The 19,702-nt window shown below is 58.6% G+C and carries 17 protein-coding genes; 2 read left to right on the top strand and 15 right to left on the bottom strand.

Going from position 1 to position 19,702, the window contains the following annotated elements; genetic code table 11:
• The first annotated feature begins 12 nt into the window (after positions 1-12).
• The gene (gene lexA / locus ABHR75_RS06260) at positions 13-657 is read left to right on the top strand and encodes a transcriptional repressor LexA (RefSeq protein WP_138374200.1); all 645 of its coding nucleotides are present in this window, start codon (positions 13-15) and stop codon (positions 655-657) included.
• Positions 657-1,361, top strand: a complete 705-nt coding sequence (locus ABHR75_RS06265) for a heparan-alpha-glucosaminide N-acetyltransferase (RefSeq protein WP_138112623.1) — start codon at positions 657-659, stop codon at positions 1,359-1,361. The genes lexA and ABHR75_RS06265 overlap by 1 nt, the downstream gene beginning before the upstream one ends.
• Here ABHR75_RS06265 and hflX read toward each other — a convergent pair.
• From hflX to ABHR75_RS06340, 15 genes are all read right to left on the bottom strand, one after another.
• Complete coding sequence (gene hflX, locus ABHR75_RS06270) at positions 1,346-2,635, bottom strand: GTPase HflX (RefSeq protein ID WP_138112625.1); 1,290 nt, start codon at positions 2,633-2,635, stop codon at positions 1,346-1,348. The two genes, ABHR75_RS06265 and hflX, sit on opposite strands and share 16 nt — an antisense overlap.
• Complete coding sequence (gene miaA, locus ABHR75_RS06275) at positions 2,635-3,573, bottom strand: tRNA (adenosine(37)-N6)-dimethylallyltransferase MiaA (protein ID WP_346963897.1); 939 nt, start codon at positions 3,571-3,573, stop codon at positions 2,635-2,637. Before miaA ends, hflX begins: the two co-directional genes overlap by 1 nt.
• A complete protein-coding gene (gene miaB, locus ABHR75_RS06280; RefSeq protein ID WP_161115796.1) occupies positions 3,573-4,943 on the bottom strand; it encodes a tRNA (N6-isopentenyl adenosine(37)-C2)-methylthiotransferase MiaB in 1,371 nt (456 codons plus the stop codon). The genes miaA and miaB overlap by 1 nt, the downstream gene beginning before the upstream one ends.
• A 45-nt stretch (positions 4,944-4,988) precedes the next feature.
• Positions 4,989-5,306 carry a stage V sporulation protein S gene (locus ABHR75_RS06285; protein ID WP_006235982.1) on the bottom strand — a complete coding sequence of 106 codons (318 nt, stop codon included), beginning with the start codon at positions 5,304-5,306 and terminating at the stop codon, positions 4,989-4,991.
• A 74-nt stretch (positions 5,307-5,380) separates the two neighbouring features.
• Positions 5,381-6,466 carry an ATP-binding protein gene (locus ABHR75_RS06290; protein WP_035138498.1) on the bottom strand — a complete coding sequence of 362 codons (1,086 nt, stop codon included), beginning with the start codon at positions 6,464-6,466 and terminating at the stop codon, positions 5,381-5,383.
• A 1-nt stretch (position 6,467) separates the two neighbouring features.
• On the bottom strand, positions 6,468-8,018 hold the full coding sequence (gene rny, locus ABHR75_RS06295) for a ribonuclease Y (RefSeq protein WP_346963898.1): 1,551 nt from the start codon (positions 8,016-8,018) through the stop codon (positions 6,468-6,470).
• Between the two features lie 257 nt (positions 8,019-8,275).
• On the bottom strand, positions 8,276-8,968 hold the full coding sequence (locus ABHR75_RS06300; RefSeq protein WP_082437769.1) for a regulatory protein RecX: 693 nt from the start codon (positions 8,966-8,968) through the stop codon (positions 8,276-8,278).
• 11 nt (positions 8,969-8,979) lie between these two features.
• On the bottom strand, positions 8,980-10,128 hold the full coding sequence (gene recA / locus ABHR75_RS06305; RefSeq protein WP_022094695.1) for a recombinase RecA: 1,149 nt from the start codon (positions 10,126-10,128) through the stop codon (positions 8,980-8,982).
• A 257-nt stretch (positions 10,129-10,385) separates the two neighbouring features.
• Positions 10,386-10,916 (bottom strand): CinA family protein, encoded by a 531-nt coding sequence (locus tag ABHR75_RS06310; RefSeq protein ID WP_346963899.1) that lies wholly within the window; start codon positions 10,914-10,916, stop codon positions 10,386-10,388.
• Positions 10,917-10,928: 12 nt separating this feature from the next.
• The gene (gene pgsA / locus ABHR75_RS06315) at positions 10,929-11,477 is read right to left on the bottom strand and encodes a CDP-diacylglycerol--glycerol-3-phosphate 3-phosphatidyltransferase (RefSeq protein ID WP_430392699.1); all 549 of its coding nucleotides are present in this window, start codon (positions 11,475-11,477) and stop codon (positions 10,929-10,931) included.
• Between the two features lie 99 nt (positions 11,478-11,576).
• A complete protein-coding gene (gene rimO / locus ABHR75_RS06320) occupies positions 11,577-12,926 on the bottom strand; it encodes a 30S ribosomal protein S12 methylthiotransferase RimO (RefSeq protein WP_346963901.1) in 1,350 nt (449 codons plus the stop codon).
• A 27-nt stretch (positions 12,927-12,953) separates the two neighbouring features.
• The gene (locus tag ABHR75_RS06325; protein ID WP_006235971.1) at positions 12,954-13,451 is read right to left on the bottom strand and encodes a YajQ family cyclic di-GMP-binding protein; all 498 of its coding nucleotides are present in this window, start codon (positions 13,449-13,451) and stop codon (positions 12,954-12,956) included.
• A gap of 26 nt (positions 13,452-13,477) precedes the next feature.
• Positions 13,478-14,971, bottom strand: a complete 1,494-nt coding sequence (locus ABHR75_RS06330) for a RodZ domain-containing protein (RefSeq protein ID WP_346963902.1) — start codon at positions 14,969-14,971, stop codon at positions 13,478-13,480.
• Complete coding sequence (locus tag ABHR75_RS06335) at positions 14,971-17,751, bottom strand: FtsK/SpoIIIE family DNA translocase (protein WP_346963903.1); 2,781 nt, start codon at positions 17,749-17,751, stop codon at positions 14,971-14,973. The genes ABHR75_RS06330 and ABHR75_RS06335 overlap by 1 nt, the downstream gene beginning before the upstream one ends.
• 1 nt (position 17,752) lies before the next feature.
• Positions 17,753-19,423: a ribonuclease J gene (locus ABHR75_RS06340; RefSeq protein ID WP_022094702.1), complete on the bottom strand. Its 1,671-nt coding sequence runs from the start codon at positions 19,421-19,423 to the stop codon at positions 17,753-17,755.
• Between the last annotated feature and the right edge of the window lie 279 nt (positions 19,424-19,702).

A 19,702-nucleotide genomic window follows, 5' to 3' on the forward strand; every position in this document is an offset into this window, starting at 1 on the left:
GAGGATGCCCTGATGGCTCGCAAAATTACCAAGCGTCAGCAGCAAATTTACGACTTCATCAAGGAATATCAGCAGGAGAAGGGTTATCCGCCCAGCGTGCGCGAGATGGCTTCTGCCGTGGGCCTTTCCTCCCCCAGCACCGTGCACGCCCATCTATCTGCCCTGGAGGCGCGCGGGCTACTCAAGCGCGATGCCACCAAACCGCGCGCTCTGGAACTCTTTAACGAGGACGGTTCCTCTGTCTCAATTTCTAAATCTGACGAGACCACCGCACCTCGCGGAACGGTCTCACTACCGCTCGTTGGTCGCGTCGCGGCTGGGATTCCCATTCTGGCCGAGCAGAATATCGAAGACACATTTACTATCCCGACCGAAATCGCCACTGATCAGGGTTCCTTTATCCTTGAGGTGCATGGGAGCTCAATGATCAATGTCGGTATCTTCAATGGCGATTACATCATCGTCCGTGAACAAAAGAGTGCCATGAACGGCGAAATTGTCGTGGCTATGATTGATGGTTCAGCGACCGTCAAGACGTTCTACAAGGAGCAGGGACGCGTACGCCTGCAGCCTGAGAATGACACCATGGAGCCTATCTATGCAACGAATCCCGTTATCTTGGGCAAAGTCGTCGGCTTGATGCGCCGGTTCTCGTAATGCAAAAACGCATCACCATCTTTGATACCGTCCGCGGGCTTACGATGATTTCAATGGCAGGTTTTCACGCTTGCTACGATCTTGCCTACCTGTACGACTGGGATATGCCCTGGTTTACCCAGACTGTCTTTCAAGACATCTGGCGCGCCAGCATCAGCTGGGTATTTTTGTTTATCGCGGGTTGGATGTGCACCCTTTCGCGCAACAATATCAAACGTGCCGCCAAATACGCCTTAGCAGCACTCGTCGTCTGGTTGGCAACAACACTTGTCTCAGTTGACGATTCTGTTAATTTTGGCATCATCTACTGCATGGCCGCATGTACCGGCATCGTGGCGTTGACCGATCCCGTCCTTAAGAAGATATCGGCGAGATGGGGCATGTCCCTATGCCTTTTGTTGTTTGCCCTCACCTGGAGCATCCCCAAAACGATCTACCCTGTCCCCTACCTGGCGTGGCTGGGATTTCCGAGCCCTGGGTTTGTCTCAGGTGATTACTACCCCATCATCCCGTTTTTCTTTATGTATCTTGCAGGATACTTCGCCGCACACATAGCGAAGGGAATCGATAAGACCGTCCCTAGCTGGGCCTACGCCAATCCCATCCCGGAGCTCGCCAGCCTTGGACGTCACGCACTCCCCTTTTATCTACTGCATCAGCCCATTATTCTGGGCTTTTTGGAGCTCGTCTACTCGGTGCGATAACGCTTGAGCCGCGGCGCGATACGAGCCGGCAGCTTCGCAACAATACGAACGCCGCCCTCAAGATATTCCTCGTGCAAAAGGGTTCCCTGTTCATGCACCAGCGTGATGAGGGCGCCCTCGCGATACGGGATTTCAGCGGAGAGCAACACATCGGTGGCAGCCGCCTCGCGAGCAATACGGTCGACGAGATCGTCGAGTCCCTCGCCCGTCTGGGCCGAGAACAGCACGGCCTCGGGATAGCGACGACGGAAACTCAATCGATCAACGCTATCGAGAAGATCGATTTTATTGAACACCGTAAGCGTCAAACGCTCGCCGGCACCGATCTCGTCAAGAACGCGATCGACTGCCTCGAGCTGGCGCTCGTAGTCCTCGTCAGAGGCATCCACAACTTTAAGGATCAGATCGGCACCAAGAACCTCAGACAGCGTGGACTTAAAGGCATCAACGAGACCATGCGGTAGCTTTTGAATAAAGCCAACAGTATCGGTAATCGTCATGCCACGACCGCCGGGCAGGCGATACGAACGCGTCGTCGGGTCGAGCGTAGCAAACAGCTTGTCCTGCGAAAGCACCGTAGATCCGGTCAGACGATTGAGCAACGACGATTTACCCGCATTGGTATAACCGGCTAACGCGACGCGAAACGCCGGTGACTCAATGCGGCTCTTGGATTGAACATCGCGACGCTGTTCAACCTGCTTGAGCTCACGACGAAGCGCAGCGATCTTATTACGAATGAGGCGACGGTCGACCTCGAGCTGACTTTCGCCCTGACCAAAGCGTGAGCCGATGCCGCCGCGCGTCTGTTCCTTGGCGAGATGGCTCCACATGCCACGCAGACGAGGCAACAGATATTGAAGCTGTGCCAGCTGTACCTGTAGGCGTCCCTCACGCGTCTGAGCATGCAGGCCAAAAATATCCAAGATCAGTGCCGTACGATCGATAATCTTTACCGGCTCGCCCACGGCTTTCTCCAAATAGGATTGCTGCGAGGGCGTCAGGTCGTCGTCAAAAATAACGACATCGGCATCCATGCGATGCACCAGGCCGCACAGCTCTTCAACCTTACCGGAACCGATAAACGATTTAGGATACGGCTTTACCAAACGCTGTGACAAGCGTGCCACGCACTGGGCACCAGCCGTGTGGGTAAGACGCTCCAGCTCATCAAGCGAGCGATCGAGCGGCCATGCATTGTCGCGCCACTCAACACCAACTAATATGGCACGCTCGGGCTCGGGTGCCGTGGGAACAAGGGGGAAACGGGCCATTAGGCAGCCTCAATACGATGCAGGATGTCCTCAACGACCTCATCGATCGTAAACTCGTCCATATCAAACCACACGATACGGTCATCGCGCTTAAACCACGAAAGCTGACGTTTGGCATAGCGACGCGAACGCATCTTGATGAGTTCGCGAGCCTCATCCATAGAAATCACGCCATTGAAAGCATCAATGATCTCTTTATAGCCAATTGCCTGCATCGAAGTCAGGGCATCTCCCAGCCCCTGGTCCATAAGACCGCGAACCTCATCGACAAGACCCTGCTCAAACATCAGATCGACGCGCAGGTTAATGCGCTCGTAGAGCACCTCGCGATTACGCGTCAGACCAAACCATAGAGCATGATAATGCTCGCGCGGAACACTAAACTGACTTTTTTGCTGTGCATAGGAAATACCATCATCATGCATCTCGAGCGCACGAATCACACGGCGCACATTATGGGGATGAATAACAGCAGCCGATTCTGGGTCGCGCTCGGCAAGCAGGGCATGCAGCTCTTCCTCGCCAATACGCTCGGCAAGCTCCTGATAGCCCATACGACGATCGTCCTCAAGTTCACCCGAGGGAAAGTCCATCTCATCGAGGGCGGCCTTGAGATACAGCCCCGTACCTCCGCAAAAAACCGGCAGGCAACCCGAACCAAGGAGACGTTCAACATGCGCGCGAGCGTCAGCCTGATAAAGCGCAGCAGAATATGCCACACCCGGCTCTACAATGTCGACGAGACGCAGCGGCACCGTACACTCATCGGGCGCCATCTTTGCGGTACCGATGTCCATGCCGTGATAGATTTGCATCGCATCGCACGACAGCACTTCAGACGAAAGGCGAGCGGCCAAACGGTCAGCGACGTCACTTTTACCAACCGCCGTCGGACCGACGATCGCAACGGCGGAAAGACCTGCCCCGGGAGAAATCATTAGCGCGGCTCACCCACAACGGAGCCTGACAAATACCACGTCTTAGCAACGTCGACGTCAACATCAACGATCTTACCGACAAGCTGGTCGATGCTATATCCCTCGGGAATGGGCGCATGAACGGTCTGATTCTTGGGGCTCTTGCCCAGCAGCACCGCATCGTTCTTTTTACTCGTACCCTCAATGAGCGCCGGCACCACGGTATGGAGCTCACCCTGGTTGTACTCGTGCGCTGTCGTCTCGATAACCTTGACCAGACGGTTAAAGCGCTCAAGGATGACCTCGTGCGGTGTGGGATCATCAATCTCGGCGGCCGGGGTACCAGCGCGCTTGGAGTAGATGAAGGTATAGGCCTGGGCATAGCGGACCGTCTCGGCAAGTGAGAGCGTCTGCTCAAAGTCCTCTTCAGTCTCGCCCGGGAAGCCAACGATAATATCGGTCGAGAGCGCGATATCGGGCATACGGTTGCGAATGCGATCGACCAGGCCCAAATAGTCCTCACGTGTATAACGGCGATTCATCTCTTTGAGGATCCGCGTCGAACCTGACTGGACGGCCAAGTGCAGCTGCGGCATAACGGCAGGCGTCTCGGCCATGGCGTCGATGGTCTCGGGCAACAGGTCCTTGGGATGCGAAGACGTAAAGAAGATGCGCTCCACACCCGTATCGCCCACGGCACGCAGCAGATCGGCAAAACGCGGCTTGCCAAACAGATCGCGACCATATGAGTTAACGTTTTGGCCCAGCAGCGTAATCTCGCGCACGCCCTGGCGCACCAAACCGGTCACCTCGTCGACAATCTCCTCGAAGGGGCGGCTCTTTTCGCGACCGCGCACGTACGGCACGATGCAATAGGTGCAGAAATTATTGCAGCCCGTCATGATGGGCACCCAAGCGTGATACTGGGTCTCTCGATGCCACGGCATGCTCATGGCATCCGTATCCTCATGCTCATTGGTGCGGATATGACGCTTGCCGTCAAGGAACGCCTCGGCAATGAGCTCGGCCACATGTGCGATAGAATGCGTGCCAAAGATGACATTGACGTTATCGACGTTGGTGAGCAGTCCCTCGCCATCACGCTGCGCGATGCAGCCGCCCACGGCAACCACACGCTTGCCCGAAGGCGAAGGCGGCAGGCTTTTGCAGGAATTGCACTGACCGTACAGGCGAGTATCGGCGGCCTCGCGCACGCAGCATGTCATGAAGACAACGATATCGGCATGCTCAAGATCGAGCGCCATGAGGCAACCATACGAATCGAGCAGACCGCTCACGCGCTCAGAGTCGTGCTGATTCATCTGGCAGCCAAAGGTGCGGATAAAGTAGGTTTTACCGGCAAGAATATCGCGTACGGAACGCTGATCCATGTGCATAAGTCCTAACGTTGGGGAGCGAAACGAGGCTAGCAGAAGCTATGCCACAGGCTTAACATCATCCATGACGACGTTATCCATAGCAGCTCGATTGATCTGGTGAACGTAGATAGAAAGGCGGATGGCCGTGCGCGACTCCCCGTTAATGAGAATGTCGGAGAACACGGGCGCGCAGGAAATATCAAAACCGGTTGGGATCAAAAAACCGCGCGCGATGGCAACGGCCTTAATGGCCTGGTTGACAGCACCGGCGCCGACACACTGGATGTTGACGGGTACACCATCCTTGACCATGCCGGCGATGGCGCCGGCAACGGACGCGGGCGATGATTTGCTTGATACCTTCAGGCAATCCATGAAGAAACTCCTGCGTTTAAAAGTACGTTTTAACTGCAATAACTGTATCGTACCGAGAGGACTCGGTAAAGGCACTATTCCTCTTTGGCAAGATCGAAGGTCACAGTGATTCGATCACGCGAAACACGAATCTTTGGGTCGCCGCAAAGGTTGAGATAGTACCTGGCGGCAAGGTCATTGAAGTCCCGCTCCACAGCACGCGAAAACTGTGCCATGTCATCCTTGGCAATACGTAGCCCGCGACGATCCTTCGCGAGATCGACAGGAGCCGGCGCATGCGAGGACGAATCACGCTCGCGCAGCAGACGCGCGGTCACACCGCGAACGGGCTTAATCTGCCCTGCCAAAATGCGATGTGCCGTGCGCTCGGACATCCCAAGACCCAAACCCGAGCAGATACGGATAAAGTCCTCGGCATCAGAGGCAAGGCCTAAACGATCGACAACCGGAAGCTCGCTCTCGTCATCAATAAACAGGAGACGAGACGTATCGAGCCGACTTGACGCCTGAGCATAAAGGGTCGCGGCAATCTCAGACGGAGAACCAAGATAGACATCGCAACCACGCAGCTCCTCGAGCGCAAACTCACAGGCAGCGCGAATAATATTATGCGGGCCGCGAGCACAGACATATCGTCCGTCCTCATCCTTGACGGCCTGGGGCCAGCTGGACTGATCGGCACGCTCACTGAGGCGGTCGGCTGCAACGCTCACCTTAAAGGCTGAACCAAGATCGACGCCGGACGTGACCACACGGGCCTCGTCGGTGTTCTGCTTGATCGAAAACAATGCCATGCCACGACCGTGAACGCCCCAACGGTCCATCTTCATGCTCTCGAGCTTGGAGGTAACGCGGGCATCGAAGATTCGCTCTTGCATATCCTGCGGAACGCCCGAACCGTTATCCAGAAAGACAAGCGTGCGGACGCCATCTTCCTTGGTCGTGGCGAGATAGACCTTGTCGGCGCCGGCATCGCGAGCATTACGGAGCATTTCGATGACGATATCCTCGACATGCTGAATGTCGTGTTTTGCCTGGCGCCGCTCGGCCTCCGAAACGCGGAGGCGGACATACCCCTCGCCAAGGTTCTCCTCGACGCGAAGGTTGCCCTCCCCCGACATCGACGCGATAAATGAGATGAGCTCGTTCGCGTCGCTCATGTTATTTAGCGATATCGACAGCGCGGCTCTCGCGAATCACGACGACGCGCACCTGACCGGGATACTCCATCTCTTCCTCGATCTGATGGGCGATATCGTGAGCCAGGACCGTGGACTGGGCATCGGAGATCTTGTCCGGCTGAACCATGACGTGGACCTCGCGACCAGCCTGCATGGCATAGGTACGCTCGACGCCTTCATGGGAGTTGGCAATCTCCTCGAGCTTCTCAAGACGCTTGATGTAGTTCTCGGCAGACTCGCGACGGGCACCGGGGCGAGAGGCGGAGACGGCATCGGCGGCCTGTACCAGGACATCGAGCACCGTGTTGGGGTCGACATCGGCATGGTGAGCCTCGATAGCGTGGACGATAACGGGCTTCTCACCATAACGGCGGGCAAGCTCGGCGCCGATGACGGCATGCGGGCCCTCGACGTCGTGGTCGATTGCCTTGCCAAGGTCGTGCAGCAGGCCGGCGCGCTTGGCGGTCACAACGTCCAGGCCAAGCTCGGAAGCCATCACGCCGCACAGGTCAGAGACTTCGAGGGAGTGCTGAAGCACGTTCTGACCAAACGAAGTACGGTAGCGCAGGGCACCAAGGGTCTTGACGATCTCGGGATGCAGGTCGTGAATGCCGGTATCGAAGGCAGCCTGCTCGCCAGCCTCGCGCACGCGCTGCTGAACCAGGTCGGCAGCCTTGTGATACATCTCCTCGATGCGAGCGGGGTGAATGCGGCCGTCGGCGATGAGGTTCTCGAGGGCAACACGAGCGGTCTCACGACGGACCGGGTCGAAGCTCGAAAGAACGACGGTCTCGGGCGTATCGTCGATCACGAGGTTGACACCGGAAACCTGCTCGAAGGTCCGGATGTTGCGACCCTCGCGACCGATGATACGGCCCTTGAGGTCATCAGAGGGAATGTGCACGGAGGTAACGGTGACCTCGGCTGTGTGGTCGGCAGCGCAGCGCTGAATCGCCAGGGACAGAATCTCCTGGGCGGTCTTGTGGCACTCGGCGCGAACCTGCTGCTCGGACTCGCGAATGATCGTGGCGGCCTCGTGGGTGACCTCGCCGCGAACCTTATCGAGGAGCTCCTTGTGGGCGTCCTCGCGGGTAAGGTCGGCAATACGCTCGAGCTCGGAGGTCTGCTTAGTGCAGAGCTCCTCAAGCTCGCGGGAGCGCTTCTCGACCTGACCGGCCTGGCTGGACAGCTGGTGCTCACGCTTGTCGAGAGCGTCGTTTCGGCGATCAAGGGACTCCTCGCGCTGCATCACGCGGTTCTCAAGCGTACGAATCTCGCTCTTACGCTGCTTGTCCTCGGCCTCGGCGGCCTGCTTGTTCTTGATGATCTCCTCTTTAGCCTCAAGCAGAGCCTCTTTTTTGAAGGTCTCGGCCTGACGCTTAGCATCACCGATCAGGGACTCAGCCTGTGCGTGTGCCGACTGGATCTTTTCGTCGGCCTCGTGAAGACTACCCTGCTTGGCGGTGCGCATGTAGGCAATGGCGGCGATGGCACCCAAAACGATGCCAACGAGCGCTGCGATGATAGGCATGCTCACTCCTTTTTATGGATTCGTTACACAACAAAGCGAACCGTCCTTACGAACGGCTCGCGACATTTGAGTAATATGGGCGCAGCTTATGCGGGTCGGATACAGATAAACATATAAACAAACTCATCACAGATGAGCACATATCACAAAGCAAATGACAGTGTTTATCGTACGTTGAACCACAACAACTGTCAAATAAATGGCCCCAGCACGGCGGCTAAAACGCGGTGAACGGCAGGGCAACAAAGCGCATACGCCTAAACTGCACATTCCTCGCGTTCGGCATCGAGACGTGCCTTAACGGCATCGGCGGCGATGTGATACGAGAAGCCCTTGCCCATCAAAAACCGAACCAGTTTTTCGAATCCGCGCGTCTCTGGAACACGACGCTTGGCGAGCAGGGCTGACGCACGCGTCAAATCGTCTTCGACGGCAAAATAATCCTCGGGATAACCGGGAATGTCATCGAGCACGACATGACGGCGCTTGAGCTCGGTCTCGATTTTGCGCTGTCCCCAACCGCGCCGCTTGCGCTCCTCGATAAAGTACGAGCAAAAGCGGCTCTCGTCTAAAAAGCGATACTCGGTGGCGCGCTCGACGGCGAAATCGATCGCAGGCTGGTGAAAGCCGTAGCGAGCCAGCTTGTCACGGACCTCACCCGTCGCATGGTCGCGGCGCGATAACATCTCGGTCACCATGGTAAGTGCACATTTACGCTCAATGAGCTGCACCGCCTCACGGAAGTTGTCCCAATCACAGGGAAGATCGGGGCGGTTTTTGACATACAGCCGCGCGACCCGCACGGGAATCCAAATGGACCGCTCAAAACCGCCCTCAAGCTCACAATCGATATGTGCGCAAGGCTTTTTGGAGGCATACCCGCTCGAGAACGAGGAGGCCGCCTTCTTATCGGGAAAGACGACCGTGGCCTCGGTCACCGTATACGACATGAGCGTAACCGCTACTCGTCGTCATCATCGAGCATGGCGGAACCATCGATGGCGTAAAGCTCGTCAAACTCCTCAGGCGCAGGCTGATCGGTCAGCTCGACCTCGGACGGAGCATCGTCATCAAACTCAAGTCCGCAGGCAAGGCGGACCTTATGCTCAATCTCGTCAGCGCAATCGGGGTGTTCGCGCAGGAACGCCTTGGCGGCCTCGCGACCGTTGCCGAGCTTGTCCTCGCCATAGGCAAACCAGGAGCCCATCTTCTTGCAGATGCCGCACTCGACAGCCATGTCCAGAATCGAGCCCTCCTTAGAGATGCCCGTACCGTACATGATGTCGAACTCAGCAGAACGGAACGGAGCTGCCACCTTGTTCTTAACGACCTTGGCGCGCACGCGGTTACCGATAACCTCGTCCTTAAGCTTAATGCTGTCGATACGGCGAATGTCAATACGCACCGAAGAGAAAAACTTAAGGGCGCGGCCGCCCGTCGTAGTCTCGGGGTTGCCGAACATGACGCCGATCTTCTCACGCAGCTGATTAATGAAGATGCACGTCGTGTTGGACTTAGAAAGCGAGCCGGCGAGCTTACGGAGCGCCTGGCTCATCAGGCGAGCCTGAAGACCGACCGTAGTGTCGCCGATTTCTCCCTCGATCTCGGCACGCGGGGTCAGCGCGGCGACAGAGTCGACGACGATGGCATCGATGGCGCCGGAACGCACGAGCATGTCAACGATCTCGAGCGCCTGCTCGCCCGTATCGGGCTGGGAAATGAGCACCTCGTCGATATCCACGCCAATGCGCGCGGCATACGTGGGATCGAGCGCATGCTCGGCATCGATAAATGCCACAACGCCACCCATTGCCTGGGCCTCTGCCAAAATCTCGAGCGAAAGCGTCGTCTTACCGGAGGACTCAGGACCGTAAATCTCGACGATACGGCCGCGCGGCACGCCGCCGATACCCAGCGCGGCATCGAGGGCCAGGGCGCCCGTGGGAATGGCCTCGACCTCGAGCTCGGGACCACCGTCGCCGTACCTCATGATGGAACCCTGGCCGAATTTCTTCTCGATCTCGGCCTTGGTGGTGGCGATCATCTCATCGCGCTCTTTACCCGTCGTGCGAGCATGAACGGTACGTACGGGACCTGAATTCTTGGCCATGAATAGCCCTCCTCTTAACAACCTGCATCGATAATAAACGAACGGCTGTTCGTGGTCAACCGTTCAGGCCAATCATATGCAGGCGGTCTTTCCAAAACCCAACCAAACGCCGACCAAACACTGACCAAATGCTTGACCACAAAGGACCAAATATGAACAAGGCAGGCAAAAATACATCTACAACCAGCACAAACGCCAAATGAGCCTAAGGTCCCTATCTCCACAATTAAGGGGCTCGAAGGCCCCTTAAAACACGTCTATTCCATAGAGTTGAGCACAAGGGCAATGCGACCCAATGCCTCCGTGACCGCATGGGCACGAACACACGAACGGTCGCCCTCATAGTGGCAGCGCACAGAGTCCACAACCGGCACGCCCCCATCGGCGGAACGATGCGCCCAGCCAATATAGAAAGTGCCCGCCGGATCGTCCTCAGTGCCACCGCCGGGGCCGGCATAACCCGTTGCGCTCACTGCAATATCGCTCTGGTACAGCTCCAGCGAACCCACCGCCATCTCGCGCGCGGTCTGATGCGACACCGCGGTATAGCGGTCAAGCGTCTCCTGCTCAACACCAAGAACGCGATGCTTAATCTCATCGCAATAGGTCACCGCACCGCCACGCAGCACCGCCGAGGCGCCCGGGATATCGGCAATCGTCGAGGCGATCATACCCGCCGTCAGCGACTCAGCCGTCGAAACCGTCACGCCCCGAGCGCTCGCGCGCTCGACAATATCACGCGCCAGCTCATCGTTATGTGCGGAAATCTGCTCAAAAGAGTCCGTCATACCCACCAGGACCTAGACCGAAAAGACGATCTTGCGGCAGTTCCAGAAGTACTGGGCGCCCGAGATAACGGTCAGGACAACGGCAACGGCGTACAGGAAGCGCGACACCGAGTAGATGCCGAGCGTTAGCGCCACCGGGGCAAGGTGCAAGCCGGCCATAGCAAAAACGCACAGGTAACCGCAAATGGAGACCATCGTGGTTGCCGTCTTGTACTTGCCGAGCTTATCGGCCGCAACGACCACACCGGCCGCACTCGCGACCATGCGAAGGGCGCTCACCAGAAGCTCACGGAACAGGATAATGAACACGGACCACACGGTCACTGCGCCAAAATCCAAGAACAGCAGCAGGGCCGAGAACACGAGCAGCTTATCGGCGATGGGGTCCAAGAATTTACCGAAGTCGGTGATCTCGTTGCGCGAACGCGCCAGATAACCGTCGACCTTATCGGTGCACGACAGGATCACATACAGAATGAAGGCAGCGGCGGCGAGCGGGCCGTCGAAGGTGCTCCAATCCGTACCGGCAACACTCGTGTGAGAAAGCGCCGACACGATCATGAACACCGGGATAAAGACGATGCGAACGCACGTCACGATGTTGGCAGGCGTCCAAACACTCGTCAGTTCCTTATTGCTCTCGTTTGCCACGATGCTCTCCTACTCCACAACATGGCCGATAAGCTCATAGCAGAAGCTATCGGTAAACTCGACAGTCAGAATATCGCCCACGGACGCCTCGCTGGCGTCCAGATGCACCGCGCCATCGGAATCGGGCGCCTGGAACCAGGCATGGCCGATCAGCTCGGCGCCATCCTCGGTCTCTTCGATACCATCGACGATTACCTGGGCGCGCTCGCCCACATGTGCGGCGGTGGCGGCAAAACCGAGCGACTCGGCCAGGTCCATGGCCTCCTGGGCGCGCTCGAGCTTAACCTCCTCATCGACCTGGCCCTCCATCTTGGCGGCCAGGCTGCCTTCCTCACGCGAGTAGGCAAAGACACTCGTGTAGTCAAAGCCGACGGTGTCCATAAAGTCGATAAGGTCGCGGAACTCGTCGTCGGTCTCGGTCGGGAAGCCGACCATGGCCGTGGAACGAATCACGATGCCGGGGATGCGCTCGCGAAGGTCGCGGAACAGATCCTCGAGCTCCTGGCGCGAACCGGAGCGACGCATGGCCTTGAGAATGCGCGCGTCGCAGTGCTGCACGGGGATATCGATATAGGGCAGGACCTCGGGCGTATCGCGAATCGTCTCGATGAGTTCGTCAGTCATGCCCTCGGGCTGCAGATAGAGCACGCGGACCCAGACGTTGTGCGGGCGCACGGCCTCGGCGACGGCACGCAGCAGCTGCGCCAGATTGCGCGGCGAGCCATCGGCGACGTCCTCGTCGGCAAAGTCGGTACCCCAGATGCCCGTGTCCTGGCCGATCAGCACGATCTCACGCACACCGCCGGCAACCAGGTCGCGCACCTCGGAGATGATGCTCTCGGCATTGCGCGAATGATAGCGGCCGCGGATGTAGGGAATCATGCAGAAGCTGCAGAAGCGGTTGCAGCCATCGGAAATCTTGACGTAAGCGACAGCACCCTCGACGGTACGTTTGACCTGCGGGATATAGGCTGCAATCTCACGCTCGACACCCAGCACGCCATCGATGACCGCCACGATGCCATCTTCCTCGTCGGCCTTCACAAAGGCAGCGACCTCGGGCAGCTCGTCAGGCAGGTCATCGCCATAGCGCGACGGCACGCAGCCGCACATGACGATGGGGCAAGAACGAACGCCGTCCTGAACCTCGTTGGCGAGCTCGAGCGTGGTCTCGATGCTCTCGGACGTTGCGGAGGCGAGGAACGAGCAAGTATTGACGATGGCGATATCGGCATCCTGCGGGTCGAATGCCTCCTCGTAGCCCGCGGCGGTCAAAAGAGAACGCATGCGGTCGGTGTCAACCTCGTTCTTAGCGCACCCGAGGGTGATGTAGAGCACGGAGCCCAACGGTGTATCCATGTTGGAGAGCGGTCCTTTCGATTGATATTAGCGGTAGTTGGTGAACTGCAGCGGCTGGCCGTAGTCCTGGTCGCGCAGGAACTGGATCACGGTCTGCAACGCGTCCTTCGAAGCAGAGGAAACACGCAGCTTGTCGGCCTCGATGGTCACCTTGACCTTGAGCTTTTGATCCTTGATGTCCTTGTTGATCTTCTTGGCGGTCGCCTGGTCGATACCCTCGACGATATGGCCGAGCACGCGCACGGTGCCGCCCGATGCCGCCTGCGGAGCATCCCACGAGACAGCCTTGAGGTCGATGCCGCGCTTGATGAGCTTGGAGCTCAGCACGTCAACAATCTGTTTGGAGACAAAGTCGGCCGGGGCGTTGATCGTAAAGAGCTTGTCGCCCTTCGAAAGCTCGATCGTGGCGCCGGAATCCTTAAGGTCATAGCGCTGGGAAATCTCGCGCGTGGTCTGCTGGAAGGCGTTGTCGACCTCTTGCATGTTGACCTCGGACACGACGTCGAAGCTGGAATCTTTAGCCATGATGTTTCCTTTCGCGTACGAGCGGCCTAGTAGCTATCGTACCAATTGTCGGTAGAATCGGTGGGTGTCTGACCGTCAGTTGCGGTATCGGCGCCATCCGTGGACTGGGCATCGGTACCGTCGGTGGTATCGGTACCATCAGAACTTTCACCATTCTCGGAATCAGACGTCTCCTTCTTGGGAACGGTGATCGTCACACGCGCCACGCCCGAGGTCTTGGTATCGTAACGGACCTTTTCACCGTTCTTGGTAACGGTGACATCGGAAGGCTTGGACGTGGTGATCTCGATCGAAGACTCGGGCGTGTACTCCTGCTCAAAGGGGCCAGTCGCCTGGGCGCCATAGACCGACTTGCCGTCAACCTTGACCTCAATCCACGCGGTCTTTCCCTTGGCAACGGAGACTTTGACCTTCGTGACCTCGTTCTCTTCCTTCTTGGCCGTCGTCTTGGTAGCGTCCGAATCAGTCGACTCATCCGTCGCCTCATCGGTGTCATCGTCCTCGTCGACCGTTTCGGTCTTCTTAGAAGACTTCTTAGCCGTCGTCTTGGTGGCAGTGGGCGTCTCGGGCGTGGTCTCGGGCGCCGAAGATGCGCAGCCGCGCAGAAGCACCACGATGAGCACAATCAGCAGCAACGCCACGGCACCGATGCCGGCGTAGACGATACGCGGATCGAGTCCGTTGTTTTGAGGAGTACGGGATCCGCCGCGTCCACGACTGGAACTGCTGCGGCCGCCTCCCTGAGGCATACGACCGCGATTGCTATCGGAACGGCCGCGATAGCCGCCCTGGCCCTGAAGGCTGCGCTGACCCGAGCGGGGCGCAAGTTCACTGCGGCCTTGATAGCCACGCTGGCCCGAACGCGGAGCCGAAGAGCGCTGGCCATACGGCTGTGATTGAGAGCGAAGACGCGGCGTCACCTGCGTGGTATCGGCATCCGCATAGCCACCGCGAGAGCGTCCCGTAGAGGCACCACGGTAACCGCGATCGGAATAGCCGCCGTCGCCGTAGCCGGCACGAGGGTCACGCGCCACGCCGCGGGCAGCGGGAAGCGCACGGTCCTCGGGCATCGGCGTACTGCGAAACCGGTCACGCTGTGAGCGAATCTCCTCGCCTGAACCCGTCTCGGTAATATAACCGGCCTGCTGAGGACGCTGTCCATAGCGGGTCGAACGACCGCCCTGAACCATCAGGAAGCGCCCGTTGTCGACCGAGGAACGCGAATTGACGTAGCCGGCGGCGTCCTGAAAACGACCGCCCTGCTGGGACGTCTCGCGTTCGTATGCCATCAGGTCGTCAAAGTAGGCATTGACGACCTCGCGCGGATTGAGGCCCAAAAAGCGAGCATAGCTCGAAATCATGCCCTGCGCATAGCCGCGCGGCGGCATCGAAGCAAAGTTACCGGTCTCGAAAAACTCGATGATCTGCGGCCTGATTTTGATGGTGTTGGCGACCTGCTGAATGGAAAGGCCCATCCGGCGACGCTGCTCGAGCAGCATGTCACCAAAGCGTGCAGCCATCAGAATCCTCCAAACTCACGATCTTCACGTGCCATCTCGGCGTCGACAGATTCCAGCGCGGCAAGCCCCTCCTCGTCCAACAGGACCTCACGCGGCTTGGAACCGTCAGGCGGTCCGACGACACCCTTTTCTTCCAGCATGTCCATAATACGCCCGGCACGCGCATAGCCAACCTTCAGACGACGTTGCAGGCCAGATGTGGAGCCAAGCTGCGATTCCACCACAATATGGGCGGCTTCCCAAATGAGCGGATCATCGTCTTGCGGCTCGGCGACTCCGGTGCGGACAATGCCACCGCCACCCGCCATGGACATGGAAGCGGGCGCCACGGCAGACAGGATCTCCTCGTGGTAGTCGGGCTCGCTCTGCGACTTAACGAACTCGACAATCTCGTTGATTTCGTCGTCCGAGACAAAGCAGCCCTGGATACGGCGAGGCTTGCCCCAGTCGACCTTGGAGAACAGCATGTCGCCCAAACCGGTGAGCTTTTCAGCACCCATCTGGTCGATAATGACGCGCGAGTCGATGCCCGTGGCGACGTTAAAGGCGATGCGGTTGGTGATGTTGGCCTTGATAAGGCCCGTCACCACGTTGGAGCTGGGGCGCTGTGTGGCCACGATAAGATGAATACCGGCGGCACGGCCCAGCTGGGCGATACGCACAATCGAGGCCTCCACGTCCTTGCCGGCGACCATCATCAGGTCCGAAAGCTCGTCGATGATGATGACCAGGTAGGGCATCTTTTGCGGCGGGTTATCGTAATGCTCAAACTCGCCGGCGGCCTGCTTTTCGTTGTAGGTCGAGATCTTACGCACGTTGAGACGCTCGAAGACCTTCAGGCGACGCTCCATCTCGGACACGGCCCATTGCAGAGCGCTCGCGGCCTGCTTGGGCTCGGTCACCACGGGCACATAGAGATGCGGCAGACCGTTATAGCCCGCAAGCTCGACGCGCTTGGGGTCGACCATGATCAGGCGAACATCCTCGGGAAGGGCGCGCATGAGCAGGGTCGTGATGATGGAGTTAATCATGACCGACTTACCGGAACCCGTGGTACCGGCAATAAGCAGGTGGGGCATCTTGGCGAGATCGGCGACAACCGGCGTGCCCTCGGCATCGCGACCAATGGCGAGCTCGAGCGGACCGCCCTTCACATAGGGCAGAACGTCGCCCAGGTTGACGTTCTGGCGCTTGCGGTTGGGAATCTCGATGCCCACGAGCGAGGTGCCGGGGATCGGGGCAAAGATACGTACCGACTGGGCAGCGAGCGAAAGCGCGATATCGTCCTCGAGGCTCGAGATCTTGCTCACGCGCTCGCCCTCGCCAGGTTGCAGTTTAAAGGTCGTCACCGTGGGGCCGGCGATCCAGCCGACCACGCGGGCACTGCGGCCAAACTCAAGCAACGTGGACTGAAGCGACTCGGCAGTCTGTTCCAGCTCCTTGTCAGAAGACGCGGAGGACGCCGACTGCGGGTTGGCATGCAGGATTTCGAGTGGCGGAAGCTTAAGGCCATCCTCTTCTTCGCCCTCGTTATCCGCGGGGGCATTGACCGCTCCCCCATCGCTAGAAGTAGGCGTCTCGGCAGCGCCCGCGACAGCCGTATCGGCAACCTTGGGACGCTTCAAGAAGTCGGGAATCTGAGGTGCTGCCGAGACAGGATTCACGGCAAACGGCGGCTCGGACTCGTCAATCTTATCGGGGTCGTATTCCATCGAAAGCTGACCGGTTACCTGGTCGCGCTTTGCATGGCGACGCGGAAGCAAAGTTGTCTTTGCGGTCTCAATCGGAGCCTCGTCGTCCTCGTCATCGCCCTCGGTGAGCTCAATCTCGCTATCGGACCAAGCCGGGTCGGGCTCGCTTGTATTCAACTTGGGTGTGGCCTTGCCCTTCTTGACATGACGGCGCGGCAGCAGCGTCGTCTTAGCGCGCTCGGCCTCCACGGCATCGGATACGTCGACAAACGGATCCTCGTCCTCGTCGTCATCGTCCAAAACCGGGTCCACATCGTTGCCCATGACCGTGGTCACGGCAGCATCGGAGCCCTTTTGACGAAGAATGCTCAGGTGCGGACGGGCAACGCCGGGCACCGACAGGGCTTCGTCGTCACCCCACGGGCTGGCGTTAACATCGGCACGACGGCGCTCGGCAAAATCGGCCGCACGGTCGCGAGCAGAGCGCAAAACGCCGCCCACCGAAAAGCCGATGATGACAAAACCAACGACGGCCAGACCCAACAGGACCACCATCGCGATAGGCTTACCCAGGGCATTCTGCAGCGCACTCGCAATAAACGCACCGATGTAGCCACCCGAGTCGGACAGATTTTGCGGCGTGAACATAAGGTCACACGAGTCGCTCGTACCCGGCACCACCAGCGAAAGAATGGAGACAACGGCGATAAAGACCACGGCTCCGCCCGCGACCGAGCGAATGTTGAGCGGCGAGTCCTCGCCTAAAAAGAGCGTGGCGGCAAACAGCAAAATGACGATCGGCAGCACGTAGGCGCCCAGACCAAAGCCCAAGTGGTAGAAACCGGCAACCGCAGCCGTAACGGGCGCAGTCGCCGGCGAAATCACGGCAATAAAGGACGCAATCGCCAAAACGGCAATGACCACGCCGGCGATATCGCGGTTGGCCGAGGGCTCGACCAAGGGCTCGAAATCATCGAACTCGGACTCGTGGCCCTTATTGGCACGCAGATGGGAACCGGCACCCTTAGCAGATGCCGGTTGGTTATTGGCCTTATTGCCTTTGGCGTTTTGTGCAGATCCGCGCGCCAAACTAAACCTCCATGACGACCGGGATGATCATCGGACGGGTGCGAGTACGGCTCCAGATAAAGTTAGAGAGCGAATCGCGCACGGCCTTGCGAATGGCATCGGAACCGCTGCTCGTAAAGCTGAACTTGCCCTTCTCGATCGTCTTCATAATGGACGCGGAGGCATCCTCGGAGAACTGGTCGTCGATGGCAAACGAGACGCCGCGGCCCGAGAACTCGATGGCCTCGATCTTCTTGTGCTTGAGCGAGACGATGGCAACAGCGGTAACCATACCGTCGTTGGCGAGCTTCTGACGATCACGCAGGACGATGGGGTCGGTATCGCCGATGCGCAGGCCGTCGACGTAAACGACGCCGGACTCGACGGGCGTACCGCGCTTAACGATACCGCCGCGCATCTCGAGCGTGTCGCCGTTGTCGAGGATAAAGATATGATCGTCCTTGAGACCCATCTTGCGGGCCAGCTGGGCATGGGCGCGCAGATGCACGGCTTCACCGTGAACCGGCATAAAGTACGTGGGCTTGGCCATGGCCATCAGGAGCTTGAGCTCCTCCTGGCTACCGTGACCGGAAACGTGAACGAGGGCGCGGTTCTTATCCCACACGTCGCAGCCGAGCTTGGCCAGGCTGTTGACGACCTGCTGGACGGCTTTCTCATTGCCGGGAACAGGAGTTGCCGAGAGGATAACGGTATCGCCCTCGTGGATGGAGAGCGTCTTGTGCTCGCCATTGGCCATGCGGGACAGGGCCGACAGCGGCTCGCCCTGCGAACCGGTGCACATGACAACAATCTTGTCGTCAGGCAGGTTATCAATGTCAAAGGCATCGATGATATCGGCGTCGTCGATGTTGAGGTAGCCAAGCTCGCGCGCCACGCGGGTGTTAGTGAGCATGGAGCGACCGGTCACAACGACCTTACGGCCGCACTTGCGGGCGGCATCGCAGATCTGCTGCAAACGATGGATGTGGCTCGAGAACGACGCAACGAACACGCGACCCGGCGCGTTCTTGATGGCGTGCAGCAGGTTGGGACCAACCTCGGCCTCGGACTTGGTAAAGCCGGGAACCGTGGCGTTGGTGGAGTCGGAAAGCAGCAGGTCGATACCCTGCTTGGCAAAGCGGCTGATAGCGGCATAGTCGGGCGTGACGCCGTCGATGGGCGTCTGGTCGAGCTTAAAGTCGCCGGTGTGCATAACGGTACCCTGGTTGGTGCGGATGAACACGCCCAGAGCGCCGGGAATGGAGTGCGTCATCGAGAAGAAGTCGAGCGAGATGCCGCCGAGGTTGACATGGCTGCCGCCCTTGACCTCGCGGAACTTGGGTGCGCGGATGCGGAACTCAGAAAGCTTGCCCTCGATAAAGCCAAGCGTCAGCTTGCTCGAAAAGATGGGCACCTTATTGTTGAGGTCCTGCAGCAGGTACGGAAGCGAACCGGTGTGGTCCTCGTGGCCGTGGGTGACGACGATACCGCGGAGCTTTTCCTCGTTCTCCAAAACATAGGTGTAGTCGGGAAGCACCAGGTCGATACCGGGCTGGGAGTCATCCGGGAACATGAGGCCGGCGTCGACGAGCACCATGTCGTCGCCGCACTCGAAGACCGTCATGTTCTTGCCGATGCCGTCAAGGCCGCCGAGCGGGATGATCTTCAAGGGAGATGATTTTTTAGCTGCCATAGGTTAGTGTTGTTTCCTTTCTTCGAAACGGGTCTGAAACAACCGACGGGGCGCTTCTGGCAAACCGACCGTCGGGAACGTACAAACATGCATCATAGAGTCGACGCAGTAACCACAGTATGATACCCATTTGCCCACCAACAGACCACCCATGCATCAAAGCCCCATCTGAACTGGTCCATCCCGCCGGTCTGGGGCCATCGGGGGCCGGGGCGGGTTAAGTTTGCTGCTCTACAGTCCTGCGCAAGACGGACAGCACATTAAGTGCTTTCCTTTGCG

It is taken from the genome of Collinsella aerofaciens (assembly GCF_039752955.1).
GTDB classification, from domain to species: Bacteria; Actinomycetota; Coriobacteriia; order Coriobacteriales; family Coriobacteriaceae; genus Collinsella; species Collinsella aerofaciens_BI.

What these genes read in the sequence shown, in the direction of transcription:
- miaA (WP_346963897.1), bottom strand. Translation starts at nt 3,573, where the DNA reads ATGATTTCTCCCGGGGCAGGTCTTTCCGCCGTTGCGATCGTCGGTCCG.
- pgsA (WP_430392699.1), bottom strand. Translation starts at nt 11,477, where the DNA reads ATGATCGTGTCGGCGCTTTCTCACACGAGTGTTGCCGGTACGGATTGG.
- ABHR75_RS06310 (WP_346963899.1), bottom strand. Translation starts at nt 10,916, where the DNA reads ATGACGGACTCTTTTGAGCAGATTTCCGCACATAACGATGAGCTGGCG.
- lexA (WP_138374200.1), top strand. Translation starts at nt 13, where the DNA reads ATGGCTCGCAAAATTACCAAGCGTCAGCAGCAAATTTACGACTTCATC.
- hflX (WP_138112625.1), bottom strand. Translation starts at nt 2,635, where the DNA reads ATGGCCCGTTTCCCCCTTGTTCCCACGGCACCCGAGCCCGAGCGTGCC.
- ABHR75_RS06340 (WP_022094702.1), bottom strand. Translation starts at nt 19,423, where the DNA reads ATGGCAGCTAAAAAATCATCTCCCTTGAAGATCATCCCGCTCGGCGGC.
- miaB (WP_161115796.1), bottom strand. Translation starts at nt 4,943, where the DNA reads ATGGATCAGCGTTCCGTACGCGATATTCTTGCCGGTAAAACCTACTTT.
- ABHR75_RS06285 (WP_006235982.1), bottom strand. Translation starts at nt 5,306, where the DNA reads ATGGATTGCCTGAAGGTATCAAGCAAATCATCGCCCGCGTCCGTTGCC.
- ABHR75_RS06330 (WP_346963902.1), bottom strand. Translation starts at nt 14,971, where the DNA reads ATGGCTGCACGCTTTGGTGACATGCTGCTCGAGCAGCGTCGCCGGATG.
- ABHR75_RS06290 (WP_035138498.1), bottom strand. Translation starts at nt 6,466, where the DNA reads ATGAGCGACGCGAACGAGCTCATCTCATTTATCGCGTCGATGTCGGGG.
- ABHR75_RS06300 (WP_082437769.1), bottom strand. Translation starts at nt 8,968, where the DNA reads ATGTCGTATACGGTGACCGAGGCCACGGTCGTCTTTCCCGATAAGAAG.
- rimO (WP_346963901.1), bottom strand. Translation starts at nt 12,926, where the DNA reads ATGGATACACCGTTGGGCTCCGTGCTCTACATCACCCTCGGGTGCGCT.
- ABHR75_RS06325 (WP_006235971.1), bottom strand. Translation starts at nt 13,451, where the DNA reads ATGGCTAAAGATTCCAGCTTCGACGTCGTGTCCGAGGTCAACATGCAA.
- rny (WP_346963898.1), bottom strand. Translation starts at nt 8,018, where the DNA reads ATGCCTATCATCGCAGCGCTCGTTGGCATCGTTTTGGGTGCCATCGCC.
- ABHR75_RS06265 (WP_138112623.1), top strand. Translation starts at nt 657, where the DNA reads ATGCAAAAACGCATCACCATCTTTGATACCGTCCGCGGGCTTACGATG.
- recA (WP_022094695.1), bottom strand. Translation starts at nt 10,128, where the DNA reads ATGGCCAAGAATTCAGGTCCCGTACGTACCGTTCATGCTCGCACGACG.